Source organism: Streptomyces sp. NBC_00259, from assembly GCF_036181745.1.
Classification (GTDB): Bacteria; Actinomycetota; Actinomycetes; order Streptomycetales; family Streptomycetaceae; genus Streptomyces; species Streptomyces pratisoli.
Genome location: NZ_CP108080.1, coordinates 877,548 through 898,443 on the forward strand (window position 1 = coordinate 877,548; position 20,896 = coordinate 898,443).

The following is a 20,896-nucleotide window of genomic DNA, read 5'->3' on the forward strand; positions in this document are numbered from 1 at the left end:
AGGATCTCCGCATGGCGATCAAAGGCGTGCTCTTCGACTTCTCAGGAACGCTCTTCCGGATCGAACCCGTCACTTCCTGGCTGCGTGCCGCCCTCGACGAGACGGGCGTCTCGGTCGGCGAGGACGCGTTCCAGCGGTACGCCCGTGAGCTGGACGCGGCCGGGGCGCTGCCCGGCGGCTCGGTCCCGGACCGGATCCCCGAGGCGCTGGCCGACCTGTGGTCCACCCGTGACCAGGACGCCCGGCGGCACCGTGACGCCTATGTGGGGCTCGCCCGCCGGGTCGAACTGCCGGACCCGCGGCTGTACGACGTGCTCTACGAGCGGCACAAGACACCGACGGCGTGGCGTCCGTACCCGGACGCGGCCGAGGTGCTCGGCGAGCTGAGGCGGCGCGGCGCCGGGGTCGCGGTGGTCAGCAACATCGGCTGGGATCCGCGACCGGTGTTCCGGGCCCACGGGCTGGACGGGTTCGTGGACGCGTACGTGCTGTCCTACCGCCACGGCGTGCAGAAGCCGGACGCCCGGCTGTTCCGGGCGGGCTGCGAGGCGCTCGGGCAGGACCCGCGGGACGTGCTGATGGTCGGGGACGACCGGCACGCGGACGGCGGCGCGGCACGGCTGGGCTGTGCCGTGCACTTCGTGGATCACCTGCCGGTCGAGGAACGGCCGGCGGGCCTGCGTCCGGTACTCGGACTCGTGGATGTGTGAACCGGACCCGGGTCGCGGGAACCGCACCCGGAACCTGGGAATCGGGGGCGCGGAATCGGACAATGGAGACCAAGCCGCGGAATACGGTCGTCCGGATCCGGCCGGAGGTATGACGGAACCGACCGGGCCGGGCGATCCCCCGCGTCGCCCGGTCCGTCCGGCCAACCCCGCTGACCAGGCACGCAAGCGCCGTACAACGGGTCGCGCTGAGTATATTGGCTCGGAGCCAGTCAACGCAGGAGTTAAGCATGTCCCCGCGGAGCGCATCGGTCAATGAAGAGCTCCGTCGGCGTTCCCGGGATCGCCTGCTCCAGGCGACCGTGGACCTCGTCGGGGAGCGCGGTTACGAGGCGACGACCCTCGGGGACATCGCCGACCGGGCGGGATCGGCCCGCGGCCTGGTCTCGTACTACTTCTCGGGCAAGCGCCAGCTGTTCCAGTCGGCGGTGCACCGGCTGATGCACCTGACGCTGGAGGAGGCGCTGGAGCGTGCCCCCCGGACCACCGACGGGCGGGAGCGGCTGGCCCGCGCGATCGACGCGATCCTCGGGCTCGCGGTGGACCGGCCGGTGCTGATGCGGGCGCACATGGCGGGCATCCTGCAGGCCGAGGGGTTCGTCCAGTGCCCGGAGCAGCAGCGGCTGGCGTTCCTGCTGCGCGACACGGTGGAGCGCTACGGCTCACAGGACGTCGACGCCGACTATCCGCTGTTGCGCGCGCTGCTGATGGGCGCCGTCTTCGCGGTGGCGCTGCCCGGCGTGCCGATGCCGCTGGCACGGCTGCGGGCGGAGCTGTTCCAGCGGTACGGGCTGGACTGGGGGCTGGGCTTCCCGCCGGGCCAGGAACGGCCCGGCGGGAAGTCAGGCAACGGAACGGATCAGTCGTCCCAGCCGCGGTCGAAGTAGTCCGGCTGGGTCTGCACATTGAGCTCGTGCATCCGGACCCGCTTGGCCGCGTCCGTGCGACGGTCGTCGAGCTTCAGGACGTCGAAGCCCTTGGCCATGTCGTTCGAGTAGATGTAGCCGTTGTAGTAGTACGCCGACCACGAGCCGCCGGTGACCAGCTGGTCGGTGGAGATCGGGCCGCGCTCGAAGTAGGCGATCTCCCTCGGCTTGGAGGAGTTCGTGAACTCCCACACCGAGACGCCGCCCTGGTACCAGGCCTGGACCATGATGTCGCGGCCCTTGACCGGGATCAGCGAGCCGTTGTGGGCCACGCAGTTCTCGGTGTCCGCCTGGTGACGGTCGATCTTGTAGTAGCTGCGGAAGACCAGCTTGCGCTTGCTCCCCTTGCCGACGATGTCGTAGATGCCGTCGGCACCGCGGTCGGGGCCGACCGCCGCGTTGCAGGTGGCCGCGCCGCCACCGCCGAGCTCGTCGGTGAACACGACCTTGTTGGCGCTCTGGTTGAAGGTCGCCGAGTGCCAGAACGCGAAGTTCACGTTGTCCTGGACCTGGTCGATGACCTTGGGGCGCTCGGGGTCCCTGATGTCGAAGAGGATCCCGTCACCCATGCAGGCGCCGGCGGCGAGGTCCTTGGACGGCAGCACGGTGATGTCGTGGCAGCCGGTCGTCTTGGAGACACCCGGGTTCGTCGGAGAACCCGGGTTGCCGCCGCCGTCCGGGCCCTCACCCGGGAACAGCACCGGGAAGTTGACGATCGCGGCCTTCTGCGGGGCGTACCGCGGCACCTTGATGACGGAGATCCCGTCGTGCGGCGGCTGGCAGTCGGGGAACGTCGTGTTCGGCGAGTACGAGGAGACGTACACGTAGACGTTGCGGCCCTCGGGCACCAGCGTGTGGGTGTGCGAGCCGCACGCGGTCTCGACGGAGGCGACGTACTTCGGGTTGCGCTTGTCGCTGATGTCGAAGACCTTGATGCCCTCCCAGGAGGACTTCTCCGTGGCCGGCTGTGTGGTGCTGGCACAGGAGTTGTCGCTGCGCGAGGAGTCGGTGGACAGGAAGAGCAGGTTCCCGGAGACCGAGATGTCGTTCTGCGATCCGGGGCACAGGACCTGCGCGACGGTCTTCGGGGCCCGCGGGTTGCTGATGTCGAAGATGCGGAAGCCGTCGTAGTTGCCGGAGAAGGCGTACTTGCCCTGGAAGGCGAGGTCGGAGTTGGTGCCCGGCAGCGCTTCCTTGGGGATGTTGACGAGATGCTGGATGTTGTCGCTGTGGACGACCTCGTCCACACCGGGTATCTCGCCGCTGTTGGTGAGGGTTCTGGCGGCGGCCGCCTGTTCCGAGGAGACCTTCCCCTGGATCGGGGCGTCTCCGGGATCGGGCGTGGCGGTCGCGGGTCCGGCCGCCAGCAGTGTGGCCAACAGGCCTGCTGCGGCTGCCGCCACGGCGAGGCGTCTGCGCCGCACGCGGGTGGTGGGCAACGGGATCACCGTTTTCCTCCCCTGGTTTCCATCCGTAGTTGATCCATGGACTGACCACGGCAGTATCGTCCTCGCCATGCCCATATCAACAGATGGCAACAGAGACGTAATGAAAGTCTTCGTGGCGGTCGTGGCGGCCGTACTCGCCCTGGGCGCCTGCGAGTCGGGGTCCGACGGCAGGGACGAGGCCCGGCAGGAGCGCGGCCCCGGCGTGGTGGCACCCGGAAAGCCGGGCGAGCCCGCGAGGACGCTCTCGCCCGAGGAGGCCGCGAAGGCGCTCCCCGACGGAAGCCCCAACTCCGCGGACGTCGAGTACGCCCAGATGATGATCACCCACCACGGCCAGGCCCTGGAGATGACCGCGCTCGTCGCGGACCGGGCCGGGGGCGAACCGGTGAAACGGCTCGCCGCGCGGATCAGCGCCGCGCAGGAACCGGAGATCGGCGCCATGCGCGGATGGCTGAAGACCCATGGCAAGGACGAGCGGACGGACAGTCATGGCGCGCACGACCACGGTGCGATGCCCGGCATGGCCACCGAGGAGCAGCTGGCGCAGTTGCGCGCCGCGAAGGGCAAGGCCTTCGACGAGCTCTTCCTCAAGCTGATGATCACTCACCATCAGGGGGCGGTGACGATGGCGACCACCGTGCTCTCCGACGGGAACAACGTCCAGGTGGAGGAAATGGCAAATGATGTGATCGCGCAGCAGACGGCGGAGATCCACCGTATGCGCACGATGTGAGACTCCCCGGGCGACCGTCCTGGTGCCATGCTGGAAGCACCCTGCGGGAAGGAGCGCAGCCGTGCTTCGAGTCGCCGTCGTCGGTTCAGGCCCGAGCGGGGTGTACACCGCTCAGGCCCTTGTCCAGCAGTCCCTCGTGCCGGACGTCCATGTGGACGTCCTGGACCGGCTCCCCGCCCCCTACGGGCTGGTGCGGTACGGGGTCGCGCCCGACCACGAGAAGATCAAGTCCTTGCAGAACAACCTTCGGGCGGTCCTGGAGGACGAGCGGATCGGCTTCATCGGCAACGTCGAGATCGGCGTGCGCGGCATCGCGCCGGCACGGCTTCTGGAGCTGTACCACGCGGTCGTCTACTGCGTGGGGGCGGCGAAGGACCGCAGGCTCGGGCTGCCGGGAGAGGACCTTCCCGGCAGCTTCTCGGCCACCGACTTCGTCTCCTGGTACAGCGCCCACCCGGACGCCAGGGCCGGTGGCTTCGTGCTCGGCGCCCGGTCGGCGGTGGTCATCGGGGTCGGCAATGTCGCCGTCGACGTCACCCGGATCCTCGCCCGCGGCGCGGCGGAGCTGCGCCCGACCGACGTGCCGGACGACGTGCTCGGCGCCCTCGCCCGGAGCCGGGTGCGCGAGGTGCACATGGTGGGCCGGCGCGGCCCGTCCCAGGCGAAGTTCACCACGAAGGAGCTGCGCGAGCTCGGCTCTCTGCCCGACGCCGGGATCGGGGTCGAACCGTCCGACCTCGCCCTGGACCCCGGCTACGCGGACCCGTCGGAACTGCCCGCGGTGCACCGGCGCAACGTCGAGGTCGTACGTGGCTGGGCCGCCGCCGGTGAGGACGCCTCACGCGCGCAGGCACGCGGCATCCGGCTGCGCTTCTTCCTGCGCCCGGTGGAACTGCTCGCCGAGGACGGCAGGGTGGCGGCGGTGCGCTTCGAGCGGACCGTGCCCGACGGCTCGGGAGGCGTGCGCGGCACCGGGTCGTACGAGGAGATCGAGGCACAGCTGGTGCTGCGGGCGGTCGGCTATCGCGGAGTGCCCCTGGACGGGCTGCCGTTCGACGCCGACCGGGGCACGGTGCCGCACGAGGCCGGACGGGTGCTGCGGGAGGGTTCGCCGTCGCCCGGGGAGTACGTCGCGGGCTGGATCAAGCGCGGTCCCACAGGGGTCATCGGGACCAACAGGCCCTGCGCCAAGGAGACCGTGACCTCGCTCCTCGCGGACGCCGCCGCGCTGTCGGCGCGCCCGATCAGGGGCGAACCCCTCGCCGTACTGCGGGAGTCGGGGCTCCGGCCGGTTCAGTGGCCGGGATGGCTGGCGATCGAGGAGGCCGAAGCGGCACTGGGGCGCTCGCTGGGGCGTCGCTCGGTGAAGATCCCCGACTGGGCGGGACTGCTGCGGGCGGCGGGCGCCGACGACGCACCGCGGGTTCCCGCCGCGTAGTCCTGCGCCGCCGGGCCGTGGCGCGCCCCAGGAGGTCCGGCCGGCGGCGGGCGGGGCCGGATCAGGCGGTGCCGAGGCGGGACTCCTCGGCGGCAGCGGCCGTCAGCACGCTGTCGAGGAGACCGGGGAACAGGGCGTCCAGGTCCTTGCGGCGCAGCCCGTTCATCTTCGCCGTGCCCCGGTAGACCTGCTGGATCACACCGCTCTCGCGCAGGACTCGGAAGTGGTGCGTGGAGGTCGACTTGGTGACGGGCAGATCGAAGTACGAACAGGACAGCTCGTCCTCGGCCGTCGCGAGATCACGCACCACGCGCAGGCGCACCGGGTCCGAGAGCGCGTGCAGCACACCCTCCAGCCGGATCTCGTCGCGCACGGGATGGGCGAGTTCACGGGCGCTGGTCGCGGCGGTCACGGAGGCTCCACTTCGTCCGGGTTCATCCGGGGCTTCCATCGTACGAGAGTCATCGTAGTTTGACACATGCCGTACGAGGGGCCACGGCCCCGGCGCACGGGACGAGGCGATGCCCGGCGCGGGAGACGCGGCCGCGACGCCCGGTACGGAAGACGCGCGGCCGTGGCGCCCGGCAGCGGGCACCACGGCCTGACCCGTCCCCGGAACCGCCGGTTACTCGACGATCAGCTCGACCGGGATGTTGCCACGCGTCGCCTTGGAGTAGGGGCAGACCTGGTGGGCCTGCTTGACGAGCAGCTCGCCGGTCTCGCCCTCGAGCGCCGCCGGCAGCTCGACACGGAGCACCACCGCCAGGGAGAAGCCGCCGTCCTCGTCCTTGCCGATGCCGACCTCGGCGGTCACGGAGATCTCGCCGGTGTCGACCTTCGCCTGGCGGCCGACGAGGCCGAGGGCGCTCGCGAAGCACGCCGCGTAACCCGCCGCGAAGAGCTGCTCCGGGTTGGTGCCCTCGCCGTTGCCACCGAGGGCGGCGGGGGCGGCGAGCGGCAGGTCCAGGCGGCCGTCGGAGCTGACGGCGCGACCCTCGCGGCCGTTGGCGGTGGCTACGGCAGTGTACAGCGCGTTCATGGAAACCATCCCTTGGTCGTTGGGCCGGACCCCGTCGGGCGGCCGGACATCCACAACTACAGCACACAACTTAATTGTGCACAACTAAGTTGCCTGAGAGATAGGTACCCTGGAGCGATGAAGACGACACCGGACGCCACGCGGGACGCGGAGATCCTCCGCCTCGACCACCAGATCTGCTTTTCGCTGCACGCGGCCTCGCGCGCCTTCAACGGCGTCTACCGGGCGGTCCTGAAGGACCTGGGGCTCACCTACCCCCAGTACCTGGTGATGCTGGTGCTCTGGGAGCACGGCGAGCTGCCCGTGAAGACGATCGGCAGCCGCCTCCGGCTGGATTCCGGCACACTCTCGCCGCTGCTCAAGCGGCTGGAGACGCTCGGCTGCGTGGAGCGCCGGCGCAGCACCGAGGACGAGCGTTCGGTCACCGTGTGCGCGACGGAGAAGGGCACGGCACTCCGGGAGCAGGCCGTCCTCGTCCCCCACAGGATCGCCGCGGCCACCGGGCTGTCGCTGGACGAGATCGGCGACCTGCAGCAGCGACTGACGGCACTGACCGCCAAGCTCGACGGCGCCGACCTGGAGTACGACCCGACGGCGAACTGCGCCGGCGTCACGGACTGACCCCGGCGTCACGGACCGACCACGGCCGCAGCTTTGTACGAGAGGCTTCGTAGTTTGACAAACGCCGTACTACGATGAGTATCGTACGAGCATCGCCTTCGGCCCCGCCGTGAATGGAGTCCCCCGTGAGCGCACTGTTCGAGCCGTACACCCTTCGGTCCCTGACGATTCCCAACCGCGTCTGGATGGCACCGATGTGCCAGTACAGCGCCGAGGTCTTCGGGCCGAACGCCGGTGTCGCGAACGACTGGCACTTCACGCACTACGCGGCCCGCGCGGCCGGTGGTACCGGCCTGATCCTCGTCGAGGCCACGGCGGTCGCCCCCGAGGGCCGGATCAGTACGCACGACCTCGGCATCTGGAACGACACCCAGGTCGAGGCCTTCCGCCGGATCACCCGCTTCCTCACGTCCCAGGGAACCGTCCCGGGCATCCAGATCGGCCACGCCGGACGCAAGGCCTCGACCGACCGGCCCTGGAAGGGCGGCGGACCGGTGGGTCCCAACGCGCACGGCTGGCAGCCGCTCGCGCCCAGCCCCGTCGCGTTCGACGAGGGACATCCCGTGCCCGACGAGCTGACCACCCTTCAGATCGCCGAGATCACGGGCATGTTCGCCGACGCGGCGCGGCGTGCCCTGGACGCCGGCTTCAAGGTTCTCGAGGTGCACGGCGCGCACGGCTACCTGATCGGTGAGTTCCTCTCCCCGCACAGCAACCACCGCACCGACGAGTACGGCGGCACGTTCGAGAACCGCACCCGGTTCGCCCTCGAAGTCGTCGACGCCGTACGGGCGGTGTGGCTGGAGGAACTGCCGCTCTTCTTCCGGATCTCGGCCACGGACTGGCTCGACGAGAACGGCTGGACCGCCGACGACACCGTGCGCTTCGCGGCCCTGCTGAAGGAGCACGGCGTGGACCTCCTCGACGTCTCCTCCGGCGGCAACGCCGTGCGGGCGCGCATCCCCGTCGGACCCGGCTACCAGGTGCCGTTCGCCGCCCGGGTCAAGGCGGAGACCGGGCTGCCGGTGGCGGCCGTGGGACTGATCACCGAACCGTCACAGGCCGAGAAGGTCCTCTCCGACGGGGAGGCCGACGCCGTGCTCCTCGGCCGCGAGCTGCTGCGCAACCCTTCGTGGGCCCGCCGGGCAGCCCGCGAACTCGGCGGCGAGGTGCGGGTGCCCGACCAGTACCACCGCTCCGTCTGACGCCCTCCCCGCGCGGGACCGGCCCGCCCGGCAGGTTCACGGCAGGCCGGGCACGGCCGGGCCGACCTGCGGGAAGGAACACTCCGGGCGCCACTGTCGGTGCACGGGTGCAGACTGGCCCCTATCCGCGACAACGGCGTCCTGGAGGTGTCGGTGATGACCGAGGTGCTGCTGGCAGTGGGCACACGCAAAGGGCTCTTCATGGGCCGCAGGCGCGGCGGCCGCTGGGAGTTCGACGGCCCTCACTTCAACGCGCAGGCGGTGTATTCGATCGGGATCGACACGCGCCGTGGCACACCGCGGCTGCTCGCCGGCGGCGACAGCGCGCACTGGGGTCCCTCGGTGTTCCACTCAGACGACCTGGGCGCGACCTGGACCGAACCGGCACAGCCCGCCGTGAAGTTCCCCAAGGACACAGGCGCCTCCCTGGAGCGGGTCTGGCAGCTCCATCCCGCGGGCCCCGCCGCCCCGGACGTCGTCTACGCGGGTACGGAGCCGGCCGCACTGTTCCGTTCCGAGGACGCCGGAGAGACGTTCGAGCTGGTCCGGCCGCTCTGGGAGCACCCCACACGGTCCAGGTGGGTGCCGGGCGGCGGCGGTGAGGCCGTGCACACGGTGGTCACGGACCGCCGCGACGCGAACGCCGTGACCGTCGCCGTCTCCACGGCCGGCGTCTTCCGCAGCCTCGACGGCGGTGCCGGCTGGAATCCGTCCAACCAGGGCGTGTCGGCGGTCTTCCTGCCCGATCCGCACCCCGAGTTCGGCCAGTGCGTCCACAAGATCGCACAGGATGCGGGCGATCCGGACCGGCTCTACCTCCAGAACCACTGGGGTGTGTACCGGAGCGACGATGCGGGCGCCAAGTGGACGGACATCGGCGAGGGTCTTCCGTCCGACTTCGGTTTCGCCGTCGCCGCGCATCCGCACCGCGCCGACGTGGCCTATGTCTTCCCCATCAACGCCGACGCGGACCGCGTCCCGGCCGGCCGTCGCTGCCGGGTCTACCGCACGAGCGACGCGGGCGCGACCTGGGAGCCCCTGACGTACGGGCTTCCCGAGGGCGACCACTACGGCACGGTGCTGCGCGACGCGATGTGCACGGACGACGCCGACCCCGCCGGGGTCTACTTCGGCAACCGGAACGGGGAGTTGTACGCGAGCGCGGACGACGGGGACAGCTGGCAGCAGCTCGCCTCCCACCTGCCGGACGTGCTGTGTGTCCGGGCGGCGACGATCGGCTGAGGGCCAGGGCCCGATCCGCCGGACTCCCCCTAGGGGAGCCGCCAGTCCACCGGCTGGGCGCCCTGGTGAACCAGCAGGTCGTTCGTGCGGCTGAACGGCCGGGAACCGAAGAAGCCGCGGTCCGCCGACATCGGCGACGGATGCGCGGACTCGACCGCGGGCAGGTCGCCGAGGAAGGGGCGCAGATTGCGCGCGTCACGCCCCCAGAGCACCGACACGAGCGGCTTGCCACGGGTCACCAGCGCCCGGATGGCCTGCTCCGTGACCTCTTCCCAGCCCTTGCCACGATGCGCCCCCGGCTTGCGCGGCGCCGTGGTCAGCGCCCTGTTCAGCAGCAGCACCCCCTGGCGGGTCCAAGGGGTCAGATCACCGTTGGCGGGCCGGGGCAGCCCGAGGTCCGTGTGCAGCTCCCGGAAGATGTTCTCCAGACTGCCGGGCAGCTGACGAACCTCCGGCGCGACCGCGAAGCTGTGCCCGATGGCCATCCCCGGAGTCGGATAGGGATCCTGACCGACGATCAGCACCCGTACCTCGTCGAAGGGTTGCTGAAAAGCCCGCAGAACGTTCTGCCCCGCGGGCAGATAGGTACGGCCCGCCGCGATCTCCTCGCGCAGGAAGTCCCCCATCGCCGCGATGCGCCCGGCCACGGGACGCAGCGCCTCGGCCCAGCCGGGCTCCACCAGTTCACTCAACGGTCGTGCTGCCACAGTCCGTCACCCTACCGGCCCACACGGACGCTCCCGGACGGCCGGGGCGCTAGGCTCCTGCCGTCGACTTTGCCCCTGCGCCACTCCCCTTCCTCCTGGAGCCGGTCCATGACGTCACGCAGGCGTTCGTCCGTGACGTCCGCCGAGGCCTCGGGAGGACCGGGCCGACCTGGCGAACCGGGCGGACGGGGCGGACGGGTGCTGGGGATCGACTCCGGGGGCTCCGGCCTGCGGGTCGCCCTCGCCCTCGCCGCCGATCCGTCGTCCGCCGTGACGACCTCTTCCCGTGAGCCGGTCCGTACCGGGCCCGCCGGCATCGACGCCGCCCATCTGCTGGAGCAGCTGATGCCGATGGCGCGAGAGCTGCTGGACCGGGCGCCCGGCCCCGCACCCGCCGCCGTCGCCATCGGGGCCGCCGGAATGGCGACCCTCGGGGACGGGCTGCGGGCCGTGCTGCCCGGGGCACTGAAGGAGTCCCTCGGCGTGCGCAGGCTGGCGCTCGCCGCCGATGCGGTCACCGCCTACGCGGGGGCGCTCGGCCAGCACCCGGGCGCCGTCGTCGCGGCCGGTACCGGCATGATCGCGCTGGGCACGGACCTGAACAGCTGGCGCCGCGCGGACGGCTGGGGGCACCTCCTCGGCGACTGCGGCGGAGGCGCGTGGATCGGCCGGGCCGGTCTGGAGGCGGCGATGCGCGCCCACGACGGGCGCACGGGCGGCTCCGCGGCGCTGCTCGCCCGGCTGGAGGCGGTGTTCGGCCCGGCGGACGAGCTGCCGGGGCTGCTCTACCCGCGCACCGACCGGCCGGCCGTCCTGGCCTCCTTCGCCCCCGAGGTCGCCGGCTGCGCGGCGGACGATCCGGTCGCCGAGGGCATCCTCGTCACGGCGGCGGACCACATCGCGGCATCCGCCGCCGCGGTCTGCCCGCCACCCTCGACCGACGACTGCCAAGTCGCTCTGACCGGGGGCCTGTTGAAGATGGGCGACCCGCTCCTCGTACCCTTGCGGGACGCTCTCGCCAGACAACTGCCGCACGCCCGGCCGGTGTCCGCGGCGGGCGATCCGCTCGCCGGTTCACTGACCGTGGCCGCCGCGCTCGCCACCGGCACGCTGAGTCTGCCGCACGATCCGCGGCTGCTCACGGTCACCACCGAACCTGCGGATCAGACCGGGACAGGCGACCGTTAACGAACTCATCGGATAAAAACGGACAGAGGGAACTTCGTCGCACCCTCCCCGAACAGCCACGACGACAAAACCAGTAGCATGCGGCGCCATGAGCTCCCCCACTGGGCCCGCATCCGGCCTGCCTGTACGAATGCCGCGACCCCGCCAGTCCGGTCGGCACCGCCGCCCGGAACCCGTGGCGGCTCCCGAGGGCGCGCCGACCCTCGTCCTCGCGGTGCCCGGCACGCCTTCCTCCGCGATACGCAGTCTGGCCGAGGAAGTCGTCAGCATTGCCCGTTCCGAGCTGCCCGGCCTCGAGGCCGCGATCGGTTATCTCGACGGCGACGACGCCGAGTACCCCACGCTGGGGAGCGTGCTGGTGCAGGCGGCCGCGCTGCGCTCCGAGCGGTACGAGCTGGCCAAGGCCGCGGGCCGTGAGGTCGCCGAGCCCGAGGGCCCGGCGTCCGTCGTCGTGCCGCTGCTGGCCGGCCCCGACAGCGCCCTGACCCGGCGGATCCGCCAGGCGGTCATGGACAGCCGGACGACCGCGGAGCTGACCGACGTGCTCGGCCCGCACCCGCTGCTCGCCGAGGCCCTGCACGTGCGGCTGTCCGAGGCCGGCCTGGCGCGCGCCGACCGCGCCCGGCTGTTCACGGTCGCCACGGCCGCCGACGGCATCGTCCTGGCGACGGTGGGCGGCGAGGAGGCCGTCCAGGCCGCCGGTATCACCGGAATGCTGCTGGCCGCGCGGCTCGCCGTGCCGGTCATGGCCGCGGCCCTGGACCAGGACGGCGCGATCGCCGCGACCGCCGACGAACTGCGCGCTTCCGGCTCGGGCCAGCTCGCGCTCGCTCCGTATCTGGTCGGCCCCGAGCTGCCGGAGGGTCTGCTGGAGGCCGCCGCCGCGGAGGCCGGCTGCGCCTCGGCCGAGCCGCTGGGCGCGTACCCGGCGATCGGCAAGCTGGTGCTGTCCCAGTACACGACCGCGCTCGGCATCACCACGCTGCCGCAGAGCGCTCAGTCCCACTGACGCCGCCCGGTCGTCACGCACCTTCGGAAGGGCCCGCGCCGATTCGGCGCGGGCCCTTCCGATCGCCCTGCCCGATCGTCAGGCGAACACGACGCAGGACGCCGCGCGGACCGCGAGCGAGCCCGCGCGGCGCGGCACCCCGGTCTCGGCGTCGACGTCGAACCAGGTGACGTCCCCGGATCGCTCGTTGGCCACGTACAGCCGCGTCCCGGTGGGGTCGAGGGCGAGATCGCGCGGCCAGTGCCCGCCGCACGGCACGGTGGTCACGAGTTCGGCCTTCTCGCCGTCGCCATCGAGCCGGAAGACCGCGAGGGAGTCATGGCCCCGGTTGGCGGCCCACAGGAAGCGTCCGTCGTGGGCCGTGACGACCGCCGAGGCGTAGCTGGGCCCGTCGTGTCCGTCGTCCGGCAGCACGGGCACCTCGGTGAGCGGTTCGAGCCGCCCCGCCGCGGCGTCCCACCGGCAGACGGTGAGCACCGGCCGCAGCTCCCCCAGCACATACGCATGGCTTCCCGCCGGGTGGAAGGCGAGGTGCCGCGGCCCCGTGCCCGGGCCGACCGCGGTCTCCGTGTGCGGTGCCGGCACTCCGGTGGCCGGATCGAGGGCGTACACCCGTACGGAGTCGGTGCCCAGGTCGACACTGACGACCCAGCGCCCGGTGGGGTCCGGGAGCACCTGGTGGGCGTGGGGCTCGCGCTGACGCTCCGGGTCCGGGCCCCGGCCCTCGTGCCGCAGGACGCCGGACGCGGACCGCGGCTCGCCGTCCGGCCCGACCGGGAGCGCGCTGACGCTGCCGGAGCCGTAGTTGGCCGTCAGCAGATGGCCGGAGGCCAGGGAGAGATGGGTGGGTCCCGACCCGCTCACCGGGACCGGCGCGCCCATGAGACGGGGCTGCTCACCGCTGATGTCGAAGGCGGCGACGGCGCCTTCCGCCGTCTCGGAGACCGCGTAGAGGACCGGTCCGCCCTCCGCCGTGCCGACCGTCAGATACGACGGGTCCGGCACGGCGTCCGTCGCCCCGGTCCAGGTGAGGGCCCCCGTCGCCGCGTCCACGTCGGCCGTGACGATCCCGGGACCGCCCGCCGAGGTGAACGATCCGACGAACGCCCGAACGGAGCTCCTGTCGCCCACTGCGCCTCCCTGTCCGCTGTCCGGCGCCACCGCCGGCCGCTCGTGTGCCCTGCCCGGCCGACGGTAGCAGGCGGTCTAGACCAACCCGGGGCCCTGCGCGGGCTCCTCCCCCCGGGCGCGGGCGACCGCCTCCGCGTGGTGCACGAACGTCGGCCGCAACTCGATCGTGTCGTAGGTGCGGTGGAACACGGGCGTGGCGGCGCCGGACAGCGGCGGCACGATCCAGGACCAGTCGGCGCCCACCCGGCGCCCCCGGCCCTCCTCCTGCTCCAGGTGGGCGAGGAACCGGCGTGCCTCGGTGTGGTGGTCGGCGATGGTCACCCCGGCGCGGTCGAAGGAGTGCAGGACGGCCCTGTTGAGTTCGACGAGTGCGCGGTCCTTCCAGAGGGTGCGGTCGTTCGACGCGTCCAGGCCCAGGCGTTCGGCGACGACCGGCAGCAGGTCGTAGCGGTCCGTGTCGGCGAGGTTGCGGGCGCCGATCTCGGTGCCCATGTACCAGCCGTTGAACGGGGCGGCCGGGTAGCAGATCCCCCCGATCTCCAGGCACATGTTGGCGATGGCGGGTACGGCGTGCCAGCGCAGACCGAGGGAGGCGTGCCAGTCGTCGTCGGGGTGGCGCAGCGGGACCTCGAGGACGGCGCCGTCGGGCAGTGCGAACCAGCGGGGTTTGTCGTCACTGCCCTGGATCACCAGCGGAAGTACGTCGAAGGGCGTACCGGGTCCGCCGGGCCAGCCCAGACCCATGGCGTAGGTGGTGAGCCCGGCGTTGCGCGGATCGCCGGTGCACCGGCCGTCGCTTTCGGCGTAGCCCGCGTACCGCACGAGCTGCTCGTTCCAGATGCGCGGTCCGGGGCGGCCGGGGGCGTCGGGCGCGAAGACGGTGATCACCGGTCGGATCCGGCCGCCGTTGGTCGCCTCGCGCAGATGGGCTGCGGCCTCGACGGCGATGGTGTCGGCGTCGCGGACGTCACGGCGGTCCCGGACCCGCAGCGAGCGCCAGTAGAGGCGGCCGATGCAGCGGTTGCTGTTGCGCCAGGCGACGCGCGCCCCATGGGCGAGTTCGTCGGCGGTGTGCCGGTACGTCCCGGTCGCGTCGATCTCGGCGTGCACGGCCGCTATCCGGGCGGCGGGGTCGCCGTCTCCGCGCTCCTCCCGGTGGTAGAGCCGCAGGAACTCCTCGGCCTCCCGGCGCAGTTGTGCCGGGTCTGCAGGTCCGCCGTGGGGCGCGGGGTGGCCGGCGGCGTCCGAGTGCCCGGCCGGGCACTGCCCGGGCGGGGCGGGCTGCTCCGCCCGGCTGCGCGGCCCGCCTGTGGACTCGGGACGTGACGATCTGGACTTGCGGACGGCGGCTCTACGACGGAACTTCCGCATGGTGCGCACCCCGGGTGGTGAAGGCGACGATTGATGCCGCCCGACCTACCCCGATCGCGGACTGATCCACCCTGTAAGTGCCAGATGCACGTGCCCAGTTGGGAGCCGCGCCGGCAAGGGGACGCATGGTGCCTCGCGGCGGCCGCCGTGGCTGTTCGGGGAGCCGACGGGACCTCCCCGGGAGCCTTCGGGACGTCCCGGGGAGCGTGCGGAAGCGGAAGGAGTCAGACGGTGGCGAGCGGGGCGCGCGGAGAGGTGCGCAACGGAGTCGCGAGGCCCGCGAGCGCCCTCTCCAGTCCGTGCAGATGCGCCAGCGCGGCCTCGACCCCCGGATGGTGGTGGGCGGCGGCCGCGGAATCACCGGCGGCCGGCGCGTGGGCGGGCCCGGTGCCGGGCTCCAGGGCGTGCACGGCGGCCTCGACCCGCCAGCAGGCGGCGGCCAGCCGTGCGTCGTGCGAGGCGTACGGGTCCGCGGCGACGGCCGCCAGCCCACGCACCTCACGGGCGCAGTCGTCCAGCAGGACCAGCACCTGACGGGCACGTGCCTTGCGGGCGCGCAGCGGGCTCAGCGGGTGCACGAGGGGCGCGAGGGACATCCGTACCCGCCCGAGAAGCAGCTCCAGTTCGGCGGCGTGCGGTGCCGGGTCGGCGTCCTCGTCCCCGGCCAGCCTGCGCATCGCCACGGTGGTGCACTCGTGCACCGAGCGCACGGCCAGCCGGATCCAGGCGTTGGTCGCCGCGTGCGTCGTGACGGGCAGCACGAGCGTCACCGCCAGTGCCGCGCCGACGGCGCCGACGGCGGTCTCCGCGAGGCGCAGGGCGAGCAGAGCCGGTTCCAGCGCGCCGAGCAGCCCGTAGAGCAGAGAGACCATCAGCGTCACGGCGAACATCATCCAGCTGTACGAGACCGGGGCGGTGTAGAAGATCCCGAAGACGCACAGCATGACCAGGGCGGCGGTCGGGCCCATCGCGCCCTGCACGGGCAGGGCGACGAGCATCCCGGCGGCGATGCCCGTCATCGTGCCGAGGACCCGGCGGAAGCCGCGGACGAGGGTCTCACCGCGCGCGTTGGTGTTGACGAAGATCCACCAGGCCGCGCCGACGGCCCAGTACCAGCGCTCGTGCGAGAGCAGCTGGCCGGCGGCGAGGGCGAATGCCCCGGCGACGGTCACCTGGATCGCCTGGCGGGTCGTCGTCCGGGCGAGTCCCGAGCCGGCCGGCAGCGAGGGGACGGGGGACGGGGGCAGCCGGCGCTCGATGCACCAGACGCCGAAGCGGACCACCGAGGAGGCGAGGATGCCGAGCACGACGGCGGAGTACAGCTCGGGCAGCTGCGCCGGAACCGTGCGCAGGAACTGGGTCACGAAGAACGTCATGAAGGCGAAGACCCCGAGCGCGTGCCCGCGGGGCCCCCAGCGGCGCGCGTACACGGCCGCGCCGGCGACGGCGACGAAGGCCACGTCGCGCGCCCCCGGGGTGTCGTGCAGCACGGCCGCGAGGGCCAGCACGGGGAAGCCCACCGCGGGCAGCAGCGCGGTGGTGACGGCCTGGGCGCGAACCGTGGGGTCGACGACCGTGAAGAGGGCCAGGAGCGCGGCGAGCCCGCCGGTGATGACCGCGGTGAGCGTGTGGCCCGTCAGCGCGCACACGACCACGGCAAGGCCGACGCCGAGGACGGACCGCGTGGCGCTGCGCAGCCGCAGCCGCCCCGGATCCGGAGCCACGAACACCCTCTTCAGCACTGCTTCTCGCCCCTCGACGTCCTGGCATGAAAAAGGCGCCGCGGAATCCGCAGCGCCATCGACACCCTTATGAGACCATCCCGTGCCCCACTGGCTCAAGGCGGCCCCGTGGAGGTGAGCCGTTGGTACAGCTCCGGGTCAGGGTGAGACCGTCCGGCAGGACCAACGGACCACCCCGGGGCCGGATCAGCGTCTGCGGCTCGGGCCGGGTCAGGGCCCGCGGCTCGGGTCCGGGTCAGCGCCCGCGGCCCCGGTCAGTGTCCGGTCTCGACGTCGGCTTGCTGTCCGGCTCCGACGAGGACTCGTCGTCCCCGGTGATGTGCCGGTCCATGATCCAGGGCAGGAGACCCCACAACCCGGCGCAGACGAGCAGGGTCGCCGCGCCGGCGACGATCCCCTCGGGTGTGCCGTGGACGACGTCGACGACCAGAAGGACGGCGGAGGTCAGGGCCAGAGAGAGCACCGCCATGCCGATCCCGGAGAGACGGGAGGAGACGGCGACGATCTCCTTCTTGGCACCCTTGCGGAACAGTCCGCGGTGCACGGCCGCCGGGGCGGTGAACAGGGCCGCGGCGATCACGGCGAGCATCAGCGTCGTCACGTAGGTGCCGCGCTGGAACGAGTCGAGGGTCGGGAAGCGTGCCTGGAACGCGAGCGTCAGCAGGAAGGCGAAGAGGATCTGCACGCCCGTCTGGATGACGCGGAGCTCCTGGAGGAGTTCGGCGAAGTTGCGGTCCGCCCGCTCCAGCTCGGTCTCGTCCCGTGCGGCACGGGGGTCGTCGTCGGACATGGATGACGAGTAACCCGCACCGGATACCGAATAACCCGCACCGTCGGAAAACCCACCCATCGGGTTGCGGCAACCTCGGCCATGCTGTGCTGAGTGATGACGGCGGCGAGGAAGGCGACACGGACGATGGCCATTCAGCACCCCGCGGACCGCGGCGGCGACGGGCGAGGAAACTTCGAACGACTCGCGGAGGGAACCTCGCGCTTCACCAGCTCACCGGCGTTCTTCGGGCTCTGCCTGTTGCTCGTCGCCGGGGCCGTCGCCGTACATTTCGCCGGGTTGGACCTGAAGTGGCAGGTGCTCGCCGGGGACTGCATGACCGCGGTGACGCTGTTCCTCCTCGCCCTGCTGAAGAACTCGGAGCTGCGCGCCGAACGAGCGATCCAGCGCAAGCTGGACGCCATCGCCGCGGCCATTCTCGAAGCGCGGGAGGGCGTGCCCGGCAAGGCTCACGACGATCTCAGGGCCGCGATCCGTATGGAGGAGGAGACCTGACTCCACCACTACCCGAAGGGCGACGGGCTCTCACGGCGCCATGTGCGCACCGATGTCCGTCGCAGCGGACGGTGCACTGGGCCATTGGTACAGTCGTCGACGGGATCAACCGGCTGCGAGGAGGCCGACGGGCCATGGCGGTGGACGAGCTCGACACCCGCATCCTGAGGCTGCTGATCGAGCAGCCGCGCACCAGCGTGCGGGAGTACGCGCGCATCCTCGGCATCGCGCGGGGCACGCTCCAGGCCAGGATCGACCGGCTGGAGCGCGATGGCGTGATCACCGGCACCGGCCCGGTGCTGTCCCCGGTCGCGCTCGGTCATCCGGTGCTCGCGTTCGTGCACATCGAGGTCACGCAGGGGCATCTGGACGAGGTGGGCGACGAGCTGGCAGAGGTGCCGGAGATCGTCGAGGCGTTCTCGATCACCGGCGGCGGGGATCTGCTGACCAGGGTGGTCGCGCGGGACAACGGCCATCTGGAGGATGTGATCCAGCGCCTGATCAATCTGCCGGGCGTGGTCCGTACCCGGACGGAGATGGCCCTGCGCGAGCGCGTCCCGCACCGGATGCTGCCGCTGGTGGAGTCGGTCGGCAGGGGCGCACGCGCGGCGCGGTGACCACGCCCCCGAGGCCGGGTTGGCATCCTGGAGGGCATGAGCACTGCCTGTCCTTCGGTCATCTTCGATCTCGACGGAACGCTCGTGGACAGCGAGCCGAACTACTACGAAGCGGGGCGACAGGTCCTCGCCGGCTACGGCGTCACCGACTTCAGCTGGGAGCACCACACCCGCTTCATCGGCATCGGCACCCGCGAGACGCTGGAGCGGCTGAGCGAGGAGTACGGGCTCGACGCCCCGATCGAGGATCTGCTGGCCGGCAAGAACCGGACCTATCTGGAGCTGGCCCGCGCCGGGACCGAGGTCTACCCGGAGATGCGGAAGTTCGTGGAGTTGCTGCACGCGGCGGGCGTGCCGATGGCGGTGGCGTCGGGCTCCTCCCGCACGGCCATCGAGGCGGTGCTCGCCGGCACCGGGCTCGACGCGTTCCTCACCACGCTCGTGTCGGCCGAGGAGGTCGCGCACGGCAAACCGCGGCCCGATGTCTTCCTGGAAGCCGCCCGCCGGCTGGGCGCGGACCCGGCCGACTGTGTCGTGCTGGAGGACGCCCCGCCCGGAGCGGCGGCGGCGCATGCCGCGGGGATGCGCTGCATCGCCGTTCCCTACGTGGCCGAGACGGCCACCGACGAGGCGTTCCGCACGGCCGGGCTGATCTTCCCGGGCGGGCAGGCGGAGTTCACGGCGCAGGCGGCGTACGACTGGATCGGCCGGTTGGCTCCGACGCCGTGAGCGCTCCCAGCGGTGCGGGGACCGACCCTCAGAGCTGACGCAGGTACAAGCCGGTCACGTCGCGGGCGGCCCTGGAAGGCTTCGCGGACCTGGGCTCACTGCCGGACCTGCGGCACAGCTTCGGCGCCGGCGTCATTACGGCGCTGGTCCGGGTCGAGGGGGTCCGATGGGGCTGCTGGCCGGCGACCCCGGGCGCCGGGGCGGGGCGATCGACCGCGACGCGGCCGACACGGCGACCATCCTGCGACTCGCGCGGGTTCAGGGTGGGCCGGAACGCCGAACGGACCGCGACCGTACGCCATTTCGCCGTGCCCGCCCATCTGGGCGTGCTGATGTTGCCGTTGGTCCTCCGCGAGACGTACGGACTCGGCGTGACGGCTGTGACGGGAGCTCGATCCGCGCCCCACCACGGCCGCCTGGCCCGATGGAGAGCGGCAGGGGAACGATCGGCGAGCTGGAGCAGCAGGTTCTCGACCTCAGCACGGAGCCGGCGCAACGGCATGAAGACGTCGCCGCGGCACGCGTGGCCAGTCGTGAGCTCACGGCACAGCTCGACCGTTGAACGCCTCAGTCCGTGGCAGCCCCGAGTCGGTGCGCGAGATCGATCAGATCGGCCAGGCGCAGCACCCGTTCGCCGAACCCTGGAAGGGGGACATGCAACGGCTCGGTCCAGCGGGCAGGGATCGCGTCCAATCCGTGATATGCGCCCGCGAGACCTCCAGTGACCGCGGCGACAGTGTCTGTATCTCCGCCCACGTCAATCGCCGCGCGAATGGCGTCCTCGAAGCTCGTCGTGCTGCGCAGAGCCCAGACCGCCGAGCCCAGACAGGGCCAGACTGCGCCGTTGAACTCGGTTGCCTGGTCGGGATGCCAGTCAGCGGCAAGGACTGTTGCGTATCGCCGACGGTGGTCGGGATGGACGAACTCCAGAACGTCGGGAAGGGCGCGGAGGGGCTCGGCGCCCGCCAGGCTGAGGCGAATGAGTTCGTGGAATATGGCGGTGCCTTCCCAGGCGGCGCGGTCGCCGTGGGTAAGCGCGGCGAGGCGCCGGGCGGCATCCATCGTGGCCGACCGGCCGGCACGTGCAAAGTAGACAGCAGATGTCGACGCCCTCATCAACGAGCCGTTACCGGCTGCTCGCTGATTGACCTGGAAATGAGTCGCGGCGGCCAGATCCCACGGCATGCCGTTTGTCAGCACATCCTCGGTCTGCAGGCCGATGTCTTTGGGGTCGGCTGCCGCCCACCGCTGGAAGCGGGCAAAGATGTCCGGCAAGTCCAGTCCACCCCGCTGCAGTAGCGACTCCGCGACAAGAACAGCCATCTGTGTGTCGTCCGTGGCCTCGCCCGGTTCCCAACCGCCGCCGCCGCACATCTCGCCACCACTCCCGAGCATCGGGAACCGGGCAGAGAACGCGTCCGGAGGACCGAACTCGAAAGGGGCTCCCAGCGCGTCGCCCACCGCTGAGCCGACAACCGTCGCGAGGGCTCGCTCCATACGCTTCATCTGCGCAGGCTATCGGCGTGGCACGGCTGCCGCGCCGGCCCTTTCGGCTCAGGCCCCCGCCAAAGGGCAGGACTGGAAAGCCTCAGTGAGTCCCCCGATCACGTCGGTCACCGACGTTCGGTGCGACCGGACTTCAGACCTGCGTGCGGCACCCTCGTCTTGCAAGGAACGACAGCCGCACCTGCCGGTGCGCGTTGTCGAGACACGGAGCCGACTACAGTCGGCCGATCC

The 20,896-nt window shown here is 71.8% G+C and carries 22 protein-coding genes; 13 read left to right on the forward strand and 9 right to left on the reverse strand.

The window, feature by feature from the left end; all coding sequences use genetic code 11:
* Positions 1 to 11 precede the first annotated feature (11 nt).
* Positions 12 to 710 carry an HAD family hydrolase gene (locus OG766_RS03915; protein ID WP_328724559.1) on the forward strand — a complete coding sequence of 233 codons (699 nt, stop codon included), beginning with the start codon at positions 12 to 14 and terminating at the stop codon, positions 708 to 710.
* A 248-nt stretch (positions 711 to 958) separates the two neighbouring features.
* Positions 959 to 1,615 (forward strand): TetR/AcrR family transcriptional regulator, encoded by a 657-nt coding sequence (locus tag OG766_RS03920; protein ID WP_266376311.1) that lies wholly within the window; start codon positions 959 to 961, stop codon positions 1,613 to 1,615.
* On the opposite strand, the gene OG766_RS03925 is transcribed toward OG766_RS03920, so the two are convergent.
* On the reverse strand, positions 1,588 to 3,102 hold the full coding sequence (locus OG766_RS03925; RefSeq protein WP_266376309.1) for an LVIVD repeat-containing protein: 1,515 nt from the start codon (positions 3,100 to 3,102) through the stop codon (positions 1,588 to 1,590). The genes OG766_RS03920 and OG766_RS03925 overlap by 28 nt on opposite strands.
* A 100-nt stretch (positions 3,103 to 3,202) precedes the next feature.
* On the opposite strand from OG766_RS03925, the gene OG766_RS03930 reads away from it, so the two are divergent.
* Entirely contained in the window at positions 3,203 to 3,835 is a 633-nt protein-coding gene (locus tag OG766_RS03930) for a DUF305 domain-containing protein (protein ID WP_266376307.1), read from the forward strand.
* A 61-nt stretch (positions 3,836 to 3,896) separates the two neighbouring features.
* The gene (locus tag OG766_RS03935) at positions 3,897 to 5,273 is read left to right on the forward strand and encodes an FAD-dependent oxidoreductase (RefSeq protein WP_266376305.1); all 1,377 of its coding nucleotides are present in this window, start codon (positions 3,897 to 3,899) and stop codon (positions 5,271 to 5,273) included.
* A 61-nt stretch (positions 5,274 to 5,334) separates the two neighbouring features.
* On the opposite strand, the gene OG766_RS03940 is transcribed toward OG766_RS03935, so the two are convergent.
* Both OG766_RS03940 and OG766_RS03945 read right to left on the reverse strand, forming a co-directional pair.
* Positions 5,335 to 5,685 carry an ArsR/SmtB family transcription factor gene (locus OG766_RS03940; protein WP_266376303.1) on the reverse strand — a complete coding sequence of 117 codons (351 nt, stop codon included), beginning with the start codon at positions 5,683 to 5,685 and terminating at the stop codon, positions 5,335 to 5,337.
* 213 nt (positions 5,686 to 5,898) lie between these two features.
* Positions 5,899 to 6,312, reverse strand: a complete 414-nt coding sequence (locus OG766_RS03945) for an organic hydroperoxide resistance protein (protein WP_323137260.1) — start codon at positions 6,310 to 6,312, stop codon at positions 5,899 to 5,901.
* Between the two features lie 117 nt (positions 6,313 to 6,429).
* Between OG766_RS03945 and OG766_RS03950 the strand changes: the two genes are divergently transcribed.
* From OG766_RS03950 to OG766_RS03960, 3 genes are all read left to right on the forward strand, one after another.
* Entirely contained in the window at positions 6,430 to 6,933 is a 504-nt protein-coding gene (locus OG766_RS03950) for a MarR family winged helix-turn-helix transcriptional regulator (protein ID WP_266376299.1), read from the forward strand.
* A gap of 125 nt (positions 6,934 to 7,058) precedes the next feature.
* Positions 7,059 to 8,138 (forward strand): NADH:flavin oxidoreductase/NADH oxidase, encoded by a 1,080-nt coding sequence (locus OG766_RS03955; protein ID WP_328724560.1) that lies wholly within the window; start codon positions 7,059 to 7,061, stop codon positions 8,136 to 8,138.
* A 156-nt stretch (positions 8,139 to 8,294) separates the two neighbouring features.
* Complete coding sequence (locus OG766_RS03960; protein ID WP_328724561.1) at positions 8,295 to 9,380, forward strand: WD40/YVTN/BNR-like repeat-containing protein; 1,086 nt, start codon at positions 8,295 to 8,297, stop codon at positions 9,378 to 9,380.
* A 29-nt stretch (positions 9,381 to 9,409) separates the two neighbouring features.
* On the opposite strand, the gene OG766_RS03965 is transcribed toward OG766_RS03960, so the two are convergent.
* A complete protein-coding gene (locus OG766_RS03965; protein WP_328724562.1) occupies positions 9,410 to 10,087 on the reverse strand; it encodes a uracil-DNA glycosylase in 678 nt (225 codons plus the stop codon).
* 108 nt (positions 10,088 to 10,195) lie between these two features.
* Here OG766_RS03965 and OG766_RS03970 point away from each other — a divergent pair, with 108 nt between their 5' ends.
* Both OG766_RS03970 and OG766_RS03975 read left to right on the forward strand, forming a co-directional pair.
* Positions 10,196 to 11,275 (forward strand): N-acetylglucosamine kinase, encoded by a 1,080-nt coding sequence (locus tag OG766_RS03970; protein ID WP_328724563.1) that lies wholly within the window; start codon positions 10,196 to 10,198, stop codon positions 11,273 to 11,275.
* Between the two features lie 88 nt (positions 11,276 to 11,363).
* Positions 11,364 to 12,284: a sirohydrochlorin chelatase gene (locus OG766_RS03975; RefSeq protein ID WP_266376289.1), complete on the forward strand. Its 921-nt coding sequence runs from the start codon at positions 11,364 to 11,366 to the stop codon at positions 12,282 to 12,284.
* 78 nt (positions 12,285 to 12,362) lie between these two features.
* On the opposite strand, the gene OG766_RS03980 is transcribed toward OG766_RS03975, so the two are convergent.
* The 4 genes from OG766_RS03980 to OG766_RS03995 all read right to left on the reverse strand — a co-directional run bounded on the left by OG766_RS03980 (position 12,363) and on the right by OG766_RS03995 (position 17,318).
* Positions 12,363 to 13,415: a lactonase family protein gene (locus OG766_RS03980; protein WP_328724564.1), complete on the reverse strand. Its 1,053-nt coding sequence runs from the start codon at positions 13,413 to 13,415 to the stop codon at positions 12,363 to 12,365.
* 75 nt (positions 13,416 to 13,490) lie between these two features.
* Entirely contained in the window at positions 13,491 to 14,786 is a 1,296-nt protein-coding gene (locus OG766_RS03985) for a nitric oxide synthase oxygenase (RefSeq protein ID WP_266376285.1), read from the reverse strand.
* 224 nt (positions 14,787 to 15,010) lie between these two features.
* On the reverse strand, positions 15,011 to 16,528 hold the full coding sequence (locus tag OG766_RS03990) for an FUSC family protein (protein ID WP_328724565.1): 1,518 nt from the start codon (positions 16,526 to 16,528) through the stop codon (positions 15,011 to 15,013).
* Between the two features lie 235 nt (positions 16,529 to 16,763).
* Complete coding sequence (locus tag OG766_RS03995; protein WP_328724566.1) at positions 16,764 to 17,318, reverse strand: DUF6328 family protein; 555 nt, start codon at positions 17,316 to 17,318, stop codon at positions 16,764 to 16,766.
* A 126-nt stretch (positions 17,319 to 17,444) separates the two neighbouring features.
* On the opposite strand from OG766_RS03995, the gene OG766_RS04000 reads away from it, so the two are divergent.
* The 4 genes from OG766_RS04000 (at position 17,445) to OG766_RS04015 (ending at position 19,721) form a co-directional block, all read left to right on the forward strand.
* Complete coding sequence (locus tag OG766_RS04000) at positions 17,445 to 17,813, forward strand: low affinity iron permease family protein (protein ID WP_328724567.1); 369 nt, start codon at positions 17,445 to 17,447, stop codon at positions 17,811 to 17,813.
* A gap of 134 nt (positions 17,814 to 17,947) precedes the next feature.
* Positions 17,948 to 18,430, forward strand: coding sequence for an Lrp/AsnC family transcriptional regulator (locus tag OG766_RS04005; protein WP_328724568.1), 483 nt, complete (start codon positions 17,948 to 17,950; stop codon positions 18,428 to 18,430).
* Positions 18,431 to 18,466: 36 nt separating this feature from the next.
* Positions 18,467 to 19,159 carry an HAD family hydrolase gene (locus OG766_RS04010; protein WP_328724569.1) on the forward strand — a complete coding sequence of 231 codons (693 nt, stop codon included), beginning with the start codon at positions 18,467 to 18,469 and terminating at the stop codon, positions 19,157 to 19,159.
* 424 nt (positions 19,160 to 19,583) lie between these two features.
* On the forward strand, positions 19,584 to 19,721 hold the full coding sequence (locus OG766_RS04015) for a hypothetical protein (RefSeq protein WP_328724570.1): 138 nt from the start codon (positions 19,584 to 19,586) through the stop codon (positions 19,719 to 19,721).
* 5 nt (positions 19,722 to 19,726) lie between these two features.
* Here OG766_RS04015 and OG766_RS04020 read toward each other — a convergent pair whose 3' ends face one another.
* Positions 19,727 to 20,665: an ADP-ribosylglycohydrolase family protein gene (locus OG766_RS04020; protein ID WP_328724571.1), complete on the reverse strand. Its 939-nt coding sequence runs from the start codon at positions 20,663 to 20,665 to the stop codon at positions 19,727 to 19,729.
* Positions 20,666 to 20,896: the final 231 nt, after the last annotated feature.